Below are 13907 nucleotides of genomic sequence, written 5' to 3' on the forward strand. Positions count from 1 at the left end.
TCGGGGCCGAGTGCCCCGGCCCCTCGCGGTGCAGCCGGTACGGGCCCGGTGGAGGTCACCCCCGGTCGAACACCAGCGTCTCGTCGTCCGCCGCCGTCACCCGTCCGGTCCGCGCGAACTCCGCCCAGACCGCCCGGAACGCCCGCCCGCGCCGTTCGACCTCCGGCCAGTCCCGCTCCGGCACGAAGCGACTGCCCACCCACGCCGAGCGACCGCCGAGCAGCAACGGCAGGTCGCTCATGTGCACCGCACCGACCGGCGCCACGGACGGGTGCCGCAGCAACCGGTAGACCGTCGCCCGTCCACCGGCGGCCCGGTGACGATCGGCGAAGCGCCGCGCATCGCGGCCGTAGATCACCTCGGACAGGGGCCGCACGAGCAGCCAGCGCAGCAGGGGTCGGACCAGGCGGGACCGCGCGGCCGTCCGGAGCCCCGGGACGAGCGGCACGTACATTCCCGCCTCGTCCGAGCCGGACCCGATGAGCACGTCGACCTCCGGTGCGACCGACCGCCAGGCCCGGTCGGTGTCGCGCTCGGCGGGCAACGGTGCGAACCCGTACTGCGTGCCGAACGGCATGCCGCCGGCCAGGCCGTACCGGCCACCGGCCTTCGTCGCGAGGGCCTGCCGCTCGAGCACCTCGTCGAGCGACGTGTCCGCCGCGACCGACCCGACGGCCCGGACCATCGCCCGGTTCATCCGCGCCCGCCCGCGCGAGAGCCCGAGCGGCGCGCTCTGCACGATCGCGCGGCGGAACAGGCCGCGGGCGCCCTCGCTGATCATGAGGTGCGCGATCGCGTCGGCTCCGGCGGACTGCCCGGACGCGGTGACGGAGTCGGGGTCCCCGCCGAACGCCGCGATGTTCCGCTGCACCCACCGGAACGCCTCGACCAGGTCGAGCAGTCCGAGGTTGGCCGGCACCGTCTCGCCGTCACCGAGGAACCCGAGCACCCCGAGCCGGTAGGTCACCGTGACGACGACCACGCGCTGCTCGGTCACCAGGTCGTGGGCGTCGTGGATCGGCAGGTCCCCGCCGCCGAGCACGTAGGACCCGCCGTGCACCCAGACCACCACGGGCAGGCGCTCGTCGGGTCGGACGTCCGAGGGCACCGTGATGCTGAGTCGCTGGCAGTGTTCGTCGACCTGCAGGTGGTCCATCGACGGCAGGAGCTGGTCGACGAACTGCGCGCTCGGCTGTGGTGGGACGGGCGCCGGGGTGTCCGCGCGGAACGGGCCGCTGAACGGCGGTTGCGGCGCCGGCGGCGCGAAGCGGTCGGCCCGCGCGTAGGGGATGCCGAGGGCGCGGGTCACGTCGCCGTCGACGACCGCCTCGATCGTGCCGGCCGGGGAGTCGAAGGAACGGGTGTCGGTGGAGCGCACCGACCCACGGTAACGACGCGACCTGCGGACGGACGACGGACGCCAGACGAACGGACTGAAGGCGCGGTGCCAGCTGGCACCGCGCCTTCAATCCGTCAGTGCGACGGGCGTCAGCGGACCCGCTTGATCGGGATGACCACCAGGGCGCCCAGCAGAGCGACGACCCCCGCAGCCCAGCACATGAGCTCGTAGTTGTCCGGGTGGCTGCTGCCGATCTTCAGGAAGAAGAGCGAGATCGCGGGTGCGAGCGACTGCGGCAGCGCGTTCGCGATGTTGATCACACCGAGGTCCTTGCCCGGACGGTCGGCGTTCGGCAGCACGTCCACGACGAGCGCGGTGTCGATTGCCGAGTAGATGCCGTAGGCGAAGCCCATGACGACCTCGGCGACGTAGAAGCCCGTCACGGTGTCGGCGTGGGCGAGGATCACCAGGCCGACCGCGAACAGCGCCGTCGATCCGCCGACGAAGACCTTGCGGCGGCCGATCCGGTCCGACGCCCAGCCGGAGAGTGCCGCGCTGACGAGCAGGGCGAGCGTGTAGAGGAGCACGCCGAACGCGACGGCCTCGGTGGCCTCCTTCAGGTCCGCGATCCCGAGGTGCTCCTGCATGTAGAGCAGGCGGTAGGTCGTGAACATGAACGTCGCCAGGATGATCAGGAAGCGCGACCACCACGCGAACGCGAAGTCGGGGTTCTTGATCGGGTTCGTCCAGAACGACGAGATGAGGTTGATCCAGGTGAACGGCTTGAGCTTGTAGGTGGGCAGGTCGTCACGGGCGACCAGGGCGTACACGACGACCAGGACGATCGCCAGGATGCCGGGAGCGATGAACAGCACCGGCAGGTTCGCGACGAAGAACACCGACAGGTAGGTGCCGGCGAGCACGGCGATGTTCTGCGCCAGGGCGATGATGCTCGACGCCCGGCCGCGTTGGAGCTGCGGCACGTTGTCGGCGAAGCTCGCGAGCAGGGTGGCGAGCGTGGCGTTCGCGGCGAGCTGCGCGAGCAGCCAGCCGAGCGTCAGGTTGAGGACGTCGGGCGCGTAGGCGATCCAGGCGAGCGCGATCGCGAAGACGACGACACCGCCGAGCAGCCACGGGCGTCGGCGGCCCCAGCGCGTGCGGGTCCGGTCGGACAGCGCGCCGGCCAGCGGGTTCATGATGAGCGCACCGAACGCCCCGATCGGCAGCACGGAGCCGATGACGTTCGCCGCGTCGTCGCCGACCAGGGCCTGTGCCTTGATCTGCATGCTGACGTAGACCGGGGCCATGAGCGCCACGAACAGGCCGAACTGTCCGAGGAACAGGGCGACCTGGTAGCCGATCCCCACCTTGACGGTGCTGACGGGCTGGGTGATGCCCGCTTCCGGGTCCAGCAGTGCGGGGCTGCCGGGTTCGGGTGTGCTCATGACGCCTCCTTGAGTCGATCGGAAACCTTGTACTGCAAGGTTTTCCGTCGGCGAGCATACATCGCCCGAGGCGTGATCGACACGTGTCGCCCAGACGGCGCGCGAGTGCGCCACCGATGACGCGCGACAAAAACTACACAGCGGGTGGTTTTTGGGGTAGCGTCGGTCTCGATCTCGCCGGGGAGCATCGATCCTCGACGGGCCCCGACAACCTGACAGGACCGAAGGAGCCCTCTGCCATGCCCACCACCTCTGTGCAGCTGTACTCGCTGCGCGACGCCATCGCCGAAGACCTCGACAAGGCCATCGCCCGGGTGCGCGAGATCGGCTACGAGAACGTCGAGCCGTACGCGTTCGTCGAGCGCGCCGCCGACCTCGAGAAGGCCTTCGCCGCCACGGGCCTGAAGGCTCCGTCCGGCCATGTCGCCGTGATCGACGCCGAGGACACCGCGCCGATCTGGGACGCCGCGGAGCGCCTCGGCATCCAGACCGTCATCGACCCGTTCATCCCGACCGACCGCTGGCAGACCGCCGACGACGTCGCGAAGATCGCCGAGCGCGTCAACGAGCTCACCGCCGAGGCCACCGCGCGCGGCCTGAAGTTCGGGTACCACAACCACCAGTGGGAGTTCACGAACAAGGTCGACGGCAAGACCGTCTACGAGCTCTTCGTGTCGCAGCTCTCGCCGGAGACCGTCCTCGAGGTCGACACCTTCTGGGCGACCGTCGGCGGCGCCGACGCCCCGGCCGTCCTGCAGTCGCTCGGCGACCGCGTCGTCGCCATCCACGTCAAGGACGGCAAGGTCGACGGTGACATCCTCACCGCGCTGCCCTCGTCCGAGAGCGCCCTCGTCGTGCCCGAGGCACTGCAGCGCGCCTTCGAGAACCAGACCCCGGCCGGCCAGGGCGACGTCGACGTGCGGGGCATCCTCGCCGCCGCGCCGCAGGCCATCCGCGTCGTCGAGTTCGACGCGTACTCGGGCGACGTCTTCCAGGGCATCGCCGAGTCGCTCGAGTGGCTGAAGGGCAACGACAAGTGAGCCGCGTCGGAGTCGGCATCATCGGTGCCGGCAACATCTCGGACCAGTACCTGACCAACCTGACGCAGTTCGCCGACGTCGAGGTCCTGATGGTCGCCGACCTCATCCTCGAGCGCGCGGCATCGCAGGCCGAGAAGTACGGCGTGCCGTCGTCGGGCACGGTCGAGGAGCTCCTCGCCCGCGACGACATCTCGATCGTCGTCAACATCACGATCCCGGCCGAGCACGCGAAGGTCGGCCAGCAGATCATCGCCGCCGGCAAGCACACCTGGAGCGAGAAGCCGGTCGCCACCACCGCCGAGGACGCCCAGGCGCTCCTGGCCGCCGCATCGGCCGCCGGCGTCCGGTACGCGACCGCCCCCGACACCGTGCTCGGTGCCGGCATCCAGACCGCGATCCGCGCCATCGCCCGCGGTGACATCGGCACGCCGCTCACCGCGACGACGATGTTCCACGTGCCCGGCCCGGACCAGTGGCACCCGGACCCCGAGTTCCTCTACGCCGAGGGCGCCGGTCCGCTGTTCGACATCGGCCCGTACTACGTGACGACCCTGCTCCACGCGTTCGGCTCGGCCTCGCGCGTGCAGGCCGTGTCGTCGAAGTCCCGCGAGACCCGCGTGATCGGCTCCGGCCCCCGCGCCGGCACCGAGTTCGCGGTCGAGGTGCCCACGCACCACGCCGCGCTCATCTCGTTCGCCGACGGGCAGTCCGCCCAGACGACCCTGTCGTTCCAGCACGCCCTGCCCCGCAACGGCTTCGTCGAGATCAACGGCTCCGAGGGCACGATCGTGCTGCCGGACCCGAACGTCTTCGACGGTGACAGCACGCTGTGGACGCTCGGCAAGGACGAACCGACGACCCTCGAGCACAAGGGCTCGACCTGGGGTCGCGGCACGGGCGTCGTCGAAATGGCACGCGCGATCGCCGAGGGCCGCCCGGAGCGCGCCTCCGGTGCCGTCGCGTCCCACGCGCTCGACGTCATGCTCGGCATCCGGGACGCCGCCGATTCCGGCCAGGCCGTCGAGATCACCTCGCGCATCACGAAGCCGGAGCCGCTGCCGGAGGACTTCGACCCGGCTGCTGCGGTGCTGGCGGAGGGCGCGAACGCCTAGCCAGCCACGTGACGGACGGGAGGCGCGGTGCCAGCTGGCACCGCGCCTCCCGTCCGTCGCGTTCAGCGCCTGGCGTTCCGGCGGCGACGACGACGGATCATCGTCCCGACGTACATCCCGCTCGCCCCGACGGCGACCGCGTTGACCAGCGCGCCCGTCCACTGACCCGGTGTGTCCACCGTGCTGGCGAAGTACGCAGAGCCGGCCACCAGCAGGCCGACCGCGACGGCGACTGCGAACCAGACGTTCGTCAGGATCTTCAGCACAGCTCTGCACTCAGGCACATCGGGGTGCGTGGTGCGAAACCGGGTAGACGCGTAGCGACTTCGTACCGCAGCGGATGCCACCACCGCTGCCGATGGCATTGCTCGCGAGGAGCGCTGCCACCTGCGCAACGGCACACACCGCGGGGCCGAGCGCGCACATGCCGGACGCGATCGCGGACAGCGCGCCACTGATGATGAGGTTCTGATCGAACGCGTTGAACGCGACGTACATGCCGTAGCGGTCCGACCCCGTACCCAAGCGGGCGTCCGAGCCGCCGGTGTTCAGTTCGAGCGTCGTCCCACCTTCCCCCTCGATGACGACGGTCGTCGTACCGTCAGCTGCGGTGTGCTCCGCAGTGATCGCTCCTGCGGACCGGGCTTCCTCGATGGCTCGATGAACGGTTTCCATCGTGACGGCATCCGGCGCCGTGCCGTCGATGCTCTGGGACACGTCCGTTGATGAACGGGCAATTGCGTTCGCAGCGGGAGCGTTCACGAGGCCGGCTGCGATGAGTGCCCCAGCCAACGCGACACCGGCCGATCGGGTACGGAAATTCTGCATGATCGTCTCTATCTCTCGAGGTGTGCACCAGGATCTGGACATCCCGGTGGGTCGACCGTAGTGCCGGACCTCTCGAATGTGGAACAGTGGTATATCTGCTGCATGCAAGGAGGCCGCCCCGCCTGCCGGTCGCTCGGCCACCCGGCTTCGTCTCGAGGGATGATGCCGCTGGACGCGGTGCGTGCGACAGTCGCACGTGAGACGGGATCCGATCGCCGACAGAGGAGACAACACGCGTACGACGAGTGGCTGGACACGGCGACGTCGGATCGCGGCCACTGCCGTCGCGGTCGGTGCCGTGCTCGCGGTGACCGGGACGGCTGCGGTGGTCCAGCGGGTCGAGACCGCGCGACGCCTCCCTCCGGCGAGCGCCTCGTCGGAGCAGGTCCTCCGCGTCTACCTCCGCGCCGCCGAGGGCCACGACTGCGCGGTGACCGAAGCCCTCACGGCTGCGCACGCGCCGTCGTCACCCGATCACGCGTGGTGCGGGCAGCGGCAGCCGACGTCCTGGTTCGACGAGCACCCGGACCTGCTCGTCCACCGGAACGTCGGCGCCGTCGAGTGGATCCCGGCCGACGAGCGAGGCGGGGGCGCCGAGGAGTGCATCCCCGTCGACGTCACCGAGACGAACATGAGCGGCGCCGACCCCGGGACCCTGCGGGGGTGGCAGTTCTGCTTCCGCCACACCGAGGACGGGTGGCGGCTGTACGACGAGGGCTACGGGTGAGCGACTCGTTGCACTGAGCCGCCCGGCAGGTCCCCAGCCGCTCTTCTGCACGTGCCGCTGATCGGCTACTGTTCCTCGCAGAGGGAAAAAATCCCGCGCCGCTCACCGGCCGGGAGCGTGCACGCGTCTCACGGGAGTCGCCACTTCTTCATCGAAGGAGTGCACCCGTGTCTGCACACACCCCACCCGCCCGTCTCCGTGACACGTGGATCGCCCTGTCCGGGCTGTCCGCCGTGTTCCTCTTCGAGATGCTCGACAACTCGGTCCTCACCGTCGCCCTGCCGACGATCGGTCGGGACCTCGCCGCGTCCACCGCCTCGCTCCAGTGGGTCTCGAGCGCGTACTCGGTCGCATTCGGCGGGCTCATGCTCCTGTTCGGGGCGGTCGCCGACCGGTTCGGCCGCCGCCGCACGATGCTCGTCGGGCTGGTGCTGCTCGCCGCGGCGAGCGCCGCGACCGTCCTGGTGACCAGCGTGGAGCAGCTCGTCGTCGTCCGGGTCCTCACGGGCCTCGCCGCCGCGATGACCACGCCCGGCTCGATGGCCCTGACCTTCCGGCTCTTCTCCGCCGACGACCTGCGCGTCCGGGCGCTGACCGTGGTGTCGACCGCCGGGCTCGTCGGGCTGGCGGTCGGCCCGACGGTCGGCGGCTTCGTGCTCACGGTGGCGCCGTGGCAGGTGCTCCTGGTGGCGAACGTGCCGATCGCCCTCGTCGCGCTCGTCGGCATCCGCTCCGGGATCGGGGCCGATCGGCCGGCGGACCTGCACCGGCACCCGCTCGACCTCGTCGGCGCCGTGCTCGGCACGGCCGCCGTCGTCGGCGTCCTGGTGACCCCGACGCTCGCCGTGTCCACCACCGGCTGGCCGACCTGGGCCGCGGCGACCGCCACCGTCGCCGCCGTCGCGGGCTTCGTCGTGCGGGAGCGGACGGCCCCGCACCCGCTGCTCGACCTCACCCTGGTGGCACGGCCCCTCGTCGCGAGCGGTCTGGCGTACAAGGCCGCCGCCGGGCTCGCCACCGCCGGGCTGTCCTACGCGGTGACCCTGCAGCTGCAGGCTGCGTGGGGGTGGCCGCCGGCCCTCGCCGCGCTCGGCACCCTGCCCCAGGTCGTGGTGCTCCTCGCGAGCGGCCGCTTCGTCGGGCCCGTCGTCCGGCGGGTCGGGCTCGATCGGGCCGCGTGGACGAGCGCCACGGCCGTCGTCGTCGGGCTCGCCGTGTTCACCCTGTCCGGGCGCACCGGGTACCCGGCGGTCGCGGTCGCCCTCGTGCTCGTCGCGGCCGGGATGCGTGTGGTCGGAGCGGTCGCCGGGGCCAGCGTCCTGTCCGGGCTCCCGACGGACCGCACGTCGATCGGGGCGGCACTCGTCGACACCGCGAGCGAACTCGCCACGGCGGTGGGGATCGCTGCGACCGGGACGGTGCTCGCCGCGCTCGTCCCCGGCAGCGTGACCGTCGCCCGGACCACGGCAGCGCACGCTGCCGCCGTCGTCGGTGCGCTGCAGGTCGCCGGGGCCGTGATCACCGTGATCGCGGCGCTGCTCGTCGCCGTCGGGGTGCTCCGCGCGCGACGCGCCGTCGGCACGCCGGAACCGACCCCGACCCCGCCGATGCCGTCCTCTTCCTCTTCCTCGTCCACTTCCGCCGACCACCACCAGGAGCCCTCCCGTGCCTGACACCACCTCGCCCCGACCGCACTTCGACCCCGAGCTCGCCGTCTTCCTCACCGCGCTCGAGGCCCGTGGACCGTTCACCATCGACGCCGCGGCCCTGCCCCGGATGCGTGCGCTCGAGATCACCGAGCAGGAGCTCGACGACCGCCTGCGCGCCCGCGGGCTCGAGCGGCGGCGCATCACCGTCCCCGGACACGGCGGTGACCCGATCGACCTCGCGGTCATCCAGCGTGCCGGCCGGACCGGCCCGACCACGGGCGTCTACACGATCCACGGCGGGGGCATGGTGATGGGCCACCACCTCGGCAACCTCGACTCGTACGACGACTGGCTGCTCGACCACGACGTCGTGCTGGTCAGCGTGGACTACCGTCTCGCTCCGGAGCACCCCGACCCGACCCCGGTCGAGGACTGCTACGCCGGACTCGTCTGGGTCGCGGAGCACGCCGACGAGCTCGGCATCGACCCGGCGCGCATCGTCGTCGCCGGCCAGAGCGCCGGCGGGGGCCTCGCCGCGGGGACCGTCCTGCTGGCCCGGGACCGCAGCGGCCCCGAGGTCCTCGCGCAGGTCCTGGTCTCCCCGATGCTCGACGACCGCGACGCCTCCGTGTCGACCCGGCAGATCGACGGCGTCGGCGTGGCCGACCGCCAGGCGATGCACTTCAGCTGGGGCGCGTACCTCGGCGAGCGCCGGGGCACCGACGACGTCTCCCCGTACGCGGCACCGGCGCGCGCCGAGGACCTGTCCGGACTCCCCCGCACCTACGTCGACTGCGGCAGCGCCGAGGTCTTCCGCGACGAGACCGTGGCGTTCGCGAGCGCGCTGTGGGCCGCCGGGGTCGACGCCGAGCTGCACGTGTGGCCGGGCGCGTTCCACGGCTTCACGAGCATGGTGCCGGGAGCGGCGGTCTCGCGGTCCGCGGTCGCGGCCCTCGCCGACTGGACGACCCGGCTGCTCGGGGAACCCGACCCGGCGCCGCGCACCTGACGCGCACGGACGGGAGGCACGGTGCGGGCCCGCACCGTGCCTCCCGTCCGTCGAGTCAGCCCTTCACCGCTCCCGCCGACATCCCCGAGACCAGGTTGCGCTGGATGATCATGAAGAACACCACGACCGGCAGCGAGAACAGCACGGACGCGGCCATCTGACCGGTGAAGTCGGTGCCGGTCGTCTGGGTGGTGAACGACGCGAGCCACACGGGCAGCGTGTAGTGCGCCTGGTCCTGCATGAACGTGTACGCGACGATGTAGTCGTTCCACGCGGCGATGAACGCGAAGACGCTCGTCGCGATCATGCCCGGCATCACCAGGGGGAAGAGCACCTTCGTCAGGACCTGCCACGTACTGGCACCGTCGATGCGCGCTGCCTCCTCGACCTCCATCGGGATCGCGAGGAAGAAGCCGCGCATGACCCAGATCGAGAACGGCAGCACCGCAGCCACGTAGGCCAGGATCAGCCCCGCGTAGGTACCGGTGAGGCCGACCTGGTTGAAGATGAGGAACTGTGGGATGAGCAGTGCGGTCCCCGGCAGCATCTGGACGAGCAGGATCGTGACGAGGATCGTGCGACGGCCACGGAACCGGAACCGCGAGAGTGCCGCCGACGCCAGGATGCCCAGGGCCAGCGAGAGCACGACGGCCCCTGCCACGACGATGGTCGAGTTGCCCAGGTAGACCAGGAAGTCCGCTCGGGTGAAGGCCGTCACGAAGTTGTCGAGCGTGGGGTGAGCCGGAGCGAAGAGCGGGGTGCTGGTCAGGGCCTCGGAGCGGGGCTTGAAGGCCGTGTTGATCATCCAGTAGACCGGGAAGATCCAGACGACGCAGAACACGATCGCGATGGAGCTGCTGATCCAGCGCACGGGGCGCCGGCGACGGCGGATGCGTCTCGTCGCGGCGACGCCCTCGGGGGTGGGGACGGCTGCGGGGACGTCGGCTCGGACGGGGACGCCCGTCGGCATCGCGGTGGTCACAGCTCTTCTCCCGATCGGACGAGGTTCCGGATGTAGAGGGCACTGAGCGCCATGAGGATCAGCGCCGCGATCACGGCGACCGCCGAACCGGTCCCGATGTCGTGCCCGACGAACGCGGTGACGTAGGTGAAGACACCGAGGGTGGACGTCGCACCGTCCGGACCGCCCTGCGAGACGAGCCAGATCTGGTTGAAGACGTTGAAGTCCCAGATGATCGAGAGCATCGTGACGAGGAGCAGGGTCGGTCGGAGGTACTCGATCGTGACGACGCGGTACACCGTCCACTCGGAGCCGCCGTCGAGCCGGACGGCCTCCTTCACCTCGATCGGGATCTGCGTCTCGGCGGCGTACAGGGTGAGCGCGATGAAGGGCACCGCCTGCCAGACGACGAGCATCCAGATGGACGTGTACGCCAGGCCGGCGCTGTTGCCCCAGTCGGTGTCGGTCATGTCGCCGAAGACCCGGAGCTGCGTGAGCGCCCAGTTCACGACCCCGTAGCCCGGCTGGAAGAGCCAGTTCCACACGAGCGAGGACGCCACGTTCGGCATGCCCCACGCACAGATCAGGACGATCGTGACGGCGTAGCGGAGCACCACGCCCAGCCGGGTCATCAGGTGCGAGACGCCCGCGCCGATCAGGATGCTCCCGAGGACCATCGCCGCCGTGAACAGCACGGTGCGGACGAGCGATGCCCAGAAGGCCGGGTCGGAGAGGATCTGCCCGTACTGCGCCAGCCCGACGGCGTCGTACGCACCGGTGAAGAGCGAGCGCTGGTCGTAGTCGGTGAACGACGTGAAGACCAGGAAGACGATGGGGGCGACCGTCACGAAGACGAGCACGAGCCCTGCTGGGGTCAGGAGCCAGAGGGGGGCGAACGAGCGGGTTGCCCGGCGCTGCGGAGCGCCGCCGGGACGATCCCCGGGCGAGCGGTCGGGGCGGCTACGGCGCTCCGTGCTCGGGCGGGTGGCTGAGACGGTCACGTCTGGCCTTTCCGGTCGGGGCGGGCGGTGCGGGAGCCGTCGCGTGACGACGGCACCCGCACCGTCCTGGTGGGTCGTCCTACTGCTTGTTCAGGACGTCGTCGGCGGCCTTGTCGAAGGTCGCCGCGGCTTCCTCCGGCGTCTTCGAACCGGAGACGATGCTCGAGAACAGGGTGTTGATGCTCTGGTCACCCTCGAGGTCGGCCCACCGGGCGTTGGCCGGGGTCGCCTTCGAGTTCAACGCGGCGGTGAAGAAGGCCTTGTTGATCGCGCTCAGGCTGGAGTCGGCGGCCTTGATGCCCTCGGTGCTGTTCGGGATCCAGCCGTTGTCGCCGTAGACGTACTTGCTCTGGACGTCCGGGCTCGACGCGATCTCGACCCACTTGAGCGCCAGGTCGGTGTTGCCGGACTTCGCTGCGATGCCCCAGTCCGATCCACCGAGCATGACCGGCTGTGTCTTCCCGGACTTCCCCGGGAACGGGAAGGTGCCCATCGTGTCCGCCGTCATCTCCGGGTTCGCCTGCTCGATGAGGCCGAGCGTGCCGCTGGTGCTGAGGATGGCCGATGTCTTGCCGTCCGCGAAGACCTGGTTCATGTCCGGGCTGTCGGTGTTGAGGGTGGCCGAGGCCTTCGTCGAGTACGCGTTCGCGAACGCCCGGAAGTCCTCGAGGCCCTGCTGCGCCTTCGCGTCGCCGAACCCGGCCTTCCACGTCCCGCCGTCCTCGGTCGCGATGTCACCGCCCGCGTCCCAGACGAACTGCATCCCGGCGTACCAGTACTGACCGGGCATGTAGAAGGCGGAGAAGTCCTTCGCGGTGTTCGCTGCCTTGACCTTGTCGAGGTCGGCCGTCAGTTCCTCGTAGGTGGTCGGGACCTCCGTGATGCCGGCGTCCTTCCACATCTGCTTGTTGTAGATGACCGATCGGGCGCCGGCGAAACCGGGGACGCCGTAGAGCGAGCCCTCCACCGTGGCCGGGTCGGACAGGCCGTCGAGCCAGGTCTGCCCCTGTGCCAGGTCCGACTCGTACGGGGTGAGGTCCAGCAACGCGCCGTTCGCGGCGTAGCTCGCGACCTGCGTGTTGCCGAGGTCGAGGACGTCCGGCGGCGTGTTCGTGGCCAGCGCGGTCGAGACCTTGGTCGTGATGCCGTCCCACTGCTGGATCTGCACCTTGACCTTCGCGCCGGTCTCCTTCTCGAACTGGTCGTTGATCGCGGCGATGGTCTTGTCGGAGTAGTCCCCGGTCATCGCCCACACGGTCAGCGTCTTGCCGTCCCCCTTGACGTCCCCGATCTCCTTGGTGCCACCGCTGCCACCAGCACCGGTGTTGCCGGCGCTGGAGCACGCGGTCACCCCGAGGGCGACGGTCAGGGCCACGGCAGCTGCTGCCGCGAACTTCTTCGTACGCATTGCTTCTCCTTGGTGGTCGTTCTGCTGTGTCGGATCAGCTGACCCCGAGCTCCGCGGCGAGCAGGAACGCTGCCCCGCCCCGGAGGATCAGGTCGCTGTTGGTGGACGTGGCCGTCACGGCGAGGTCGTCACCCACGCTCGCGAGCGTGCGGGCCGAGACGGTGTCGTGCACGGCTTGCACGAGGGGGCCCTCGACGAGGTCGGCGGGCCCGGTGACGACGATCTCGGTGATGTTCACGGCACTGACGATCGGAGCGAGCACCCGGCCGAGGGTGTCCCCCGCAGACCGGAGGAGGCCGGCACGGTCGGCGACGGGGGCAGCGTCGAGCCGCCGAGCCAGGTGGTCGGCCCCGATGATCACCTCGAGGCACCCACGGCGCCCGCAGGGGCACGGCTCGCCGTCCTCGTCGATCGTCAGGTGGCCGATCTCACCTGCCGCGTAGCGCTCGCCGAGCACGAGTCGTCCGCCGAGCACCATCCCCGTCCCCACGCCGTGCTCGAGCGCGACGACGAGCACGTCCCGGGTCGGGTCGACCTCGAAGGCGTGGACGCCGAGCGCCGCGACGTTCGCGTCGTTGAGGACGTGCACCGGGAGCCGGAAGTGCTCGGCGAGCTGCCGCTGCAGGGGCAAGCCGCCCCCGAGTGCGACCGAGTCGAGGACCGTGCCCGTCTCGTCGATGACGCCGGGGCACCCGACGGCGATCCCGAGCAGGCGACGCGACGTCGTCGCCGCCAGGCGCTCGACGAGTCGGATGATGCGGTTGAGGGCCTGGTCTCCGACGGCACCGTCGACCTCGATCTTCGCGCTGTCGACGACGTCGCCACGCAGGTTCGTGACCGCCCCGACGAAGTGGTCGGGGACGGAGAGGTCCACGACGACGATGTGGAAGGCGTCGACGTTCAGGTTGATCAGGGTCGCGGGCTTCCCGACGCGCAGGTCCTCGCGGGGCCCGAGTTCGGTGACGAGGGCATCGGCCTCGAGTTCGGCGACCAGACCGGAGACGGTCGGCCGGGTGAGCCCCGAGTGCCGGGAGAGGTCCGCTCGGCTCATCGCGCCGTCGGTGAAGAGCGTCTGCAGGATCAGGGAGCGGTTGAGCGCCCGGCTGTGCTGCGGCAGGGCCTTGCTCCGTTGACGCCGTACCTGCGCCGCGAAGGGTGCCGGAGCATCCGTGTCGTTCGCCAATGGGGTTCCTCCCTCCGAGTGGTTGCCTTAGTAAAGGACCGTTCCTAATCCGATGTCAAGCACCGATCTGGAGCCGTAACAGCCCCGTGATCTCGCGGAAACACTGCTCGACACGCTCTTGCCAGCGTCGAGTTAGGCGTGTTTACTAACCCGCATGCGCAGCCTTGACGCCGCGTCCTCGCTGACGAGGCCGCGCACCCCCTGG

Annotated in this window: 13 protein-coding genes; 5 read left to right on the forward strand and 8 right to left on the reverse strand. The window is 70.6% G+C overall.

The window, feature by feature from the left end; genetic code table 11:
* Positions 1–55: 55 nt before the first annotated feature.
* Positions 56–1378, reverse strand: a complete 1323-nt coding sequence (locus M3666_RS02235) for a carboxylesterase family protein (protein WP_251154369.1) — start codon at positions 1376–1378, stop codon at positions 56–58.
* 110 nt (positions 1379–1488) lie between these two features.
* The gene (locus M3666_RS02240; protein WP_251154370.1) at positions 1489–2784 is read right to left on the reverse strand and encodes an MFS transporter; all 1296 of its coding nucleotides are present in this window, start codon (positions 2782–2784) and stop codon (positions 1489–1491) included.
* 239 nt (positions 2785–3023) lie between these two features.
* Here M3666_RS02240 and M3666_RS02245 point away from each other — a divergent pair, with 239 nt between their 5' ends.
* A complete protein-coding gene (locus M3666_RS02245; RefSeq protein ID WP_209684703.1) occupies positions 3024–3824 on the forward strand; it encodes a sugar phosphate isomerase/epimerase in 801 nt (266 codons plus the stop codon).
* Positions 3821–4936 carry a Gfo/Idh/MocA family protein gene (locus tag M3666_RS02250; RefSeq protein ID WP_251154371.1) on the forward strand — a complete coding sequence of 372 codons (1116 nt, stop codon included), beginning with the start codon at positions 3821–3823 and terminating at the stop codon, positions 4934–4936. Before M3666_RS02245 ends, M3666_RS02250 begins: the two co-directional genes overlap by 4 nt.
* A 62-nt stretch (positions 4937–4998) precedes the next feature.
* On the opposite strand, the gene M3666_RS02255 is transcribed toward M3666_RS02250, so the two are convergent.
* On the reverse strand, positions 4999–5202 hold the full coding sequence (locus tag M3666_RS02255) for a hypothetical protein (RefSeq protein WP_251154372.1): 204 nt from the start codon (positions 5200–5202) through the stop codon (positions 4999–5001).
* Between the two features lie 10 nt (positions 5203–5212).
* A complete protein-coding gene (locus tag M3666_RS02260; RefSeq protein ID WP_251154373.1) occupies positions 5213–5764 on the reverse strand; it encodes a hypothetical protein in 552 nt (183 codons plus the stop codon).
* A 307-nt stretch (positions 5765–6071) separates the two neighbouring features.
* Here M3666_RS02260 and M3666_RS02265 point away from each other — a divergent pair, with 307 nt between their 5' ends.
* The 3 genes from M3666_RS02265 to M3666_RS02275 all read left to right on the forward strand — a co-directional run bounded on the left by M3666_RS02265 (position 6072) and on the right by M3666_RS02275 (position 9149).
* On the forward strand, positions 6072–6491 hold the full coding sequence (locus tag M3666_RS02265) for a hypothetical protein (protein ID WP_251154374.1): 420 nt from the start codon (positions 6072–6074) through the stop codon (positions 6489–6491).
* 167 nt (positions 6492–6658) lie between these two features.
* The gene (locus tag M3666_RS02270) at positions 6659–8164 is read left to right on the forward strand and encodes an MFS transporter (RefSeq protein ID WP_308301812.1); all 1506 of its coding nucleotides are present in this window, start codon (positions 6659–6661) and stop codon (positions 8162–8164) included.
* The gene (locus M3666_RS02275; RefSeq protein WP_251154375.1) at positions 8157–9149 is read left to right on the forward strand and encodes an alpha/beta hydrolase; all 993 of its coding nucleotides are present in this window, start codon (positions 8157–8159) and stop codon (positions 9147–9149) included. The genes M3666_RS02270 and M3666_RS02275 overlap by 8 nt, the downstream gene beginning before the upstream one ends.
* Before the next feature lie 55 nt (positions 9150–9204).
* Here the strand turns inward: M3666_RS02275 and M3666_RS02280 are convergent, their stop codons facing one another.
* The 4 genes from M3666_RS02280 to M3666_RS02295 form a co-directional block, all read right to left on the reverse strand.
* Complete coding sequence (locus M3666_RS02280) at positions 9205–10131, reverse strand: carbohydrate ABC transporter permease (protein ID WP_251154376.1); 927 nt, start codon at positions 10129–10131, stop codon at positions 9205–9207.
* Positions 10128–11111, reverse strand: coding sequence for a carbohydrate ABC transporter permease (locus tag M3666_RS16975; protein WP_066651231.1), 984 nt, complete (start codon positions 11109–11111; stop codon positions 10128–10130). Before M3666_RS16975 ends, M3666_RS02280 begins: the two co-directional genes overlap by 4 nt.
* Before the next feature lie 79 nt (positions 11112–11190).
* Entirely contained in the window at positions 11191–12519 is a 1329-nt protein-coding gene (locus M3666_RS02290) for a sugar ABC transporter substrate-binding protein (RefSeq protein ID WP_251154377.1), read from the reverse strand.
* A gap of 34 nt (positions 12520–12553) precedes the next feature.
* A complete protein-coding gene (locus M3666_RS02295) occupies positions 12554–13702 on the reverse strand; it encodes an ROK family transcriptional regulator (RefSeq protein ID WP_251154378.1) in 1149 nt (382 codons plus the stop codon).
* Between the last annotated feature and the right edge of the window lie 205 nt (positions 13703–13907).

Origin of the sequence: Curtobacterium sp. ODYSSEY 48 V2, from assembly GCF_023712625.1 — a bacterium.
GTDB lineage: Bacteria > Actinomycetota > Actinomycetes > Actinomycetales > Microbacteriaceae > Curtobacterium.

Excerpts from the sequence above, each read along its gene's own strand:
- M3666_RS02290 (WP_251154377.1), bottom strand. The coding sequence starts at position 12,519 with ATGCGTACGAAGAAGTTCGCGGCAGCAGCTGCCGTGGCCCTGACCGTC.
- M3666_RS02245 (WP_209684703.1), top strand. The coding sequence starts at position 3,024 with ATGCCCACCACCTCTGTGCAGCTGTACTCGCTGCGCGACGCCATCGCC.
- M3666_RS02260 (WP_251154373.1), bottom strand. The coding sequence starts at position 5,764 with ATGCAGAATTTCCGTACCCGATCGGCCGGTGTCGCGTTGGCTGGGGCA.
- M3666_RS02240 (WP_251154370.1), bottom strand. The coding sequence starts at position 2,784 with ATGAGCACACCCGAACCCGGCAGCCCCGCACTGCTGGACCCGGAAGCG.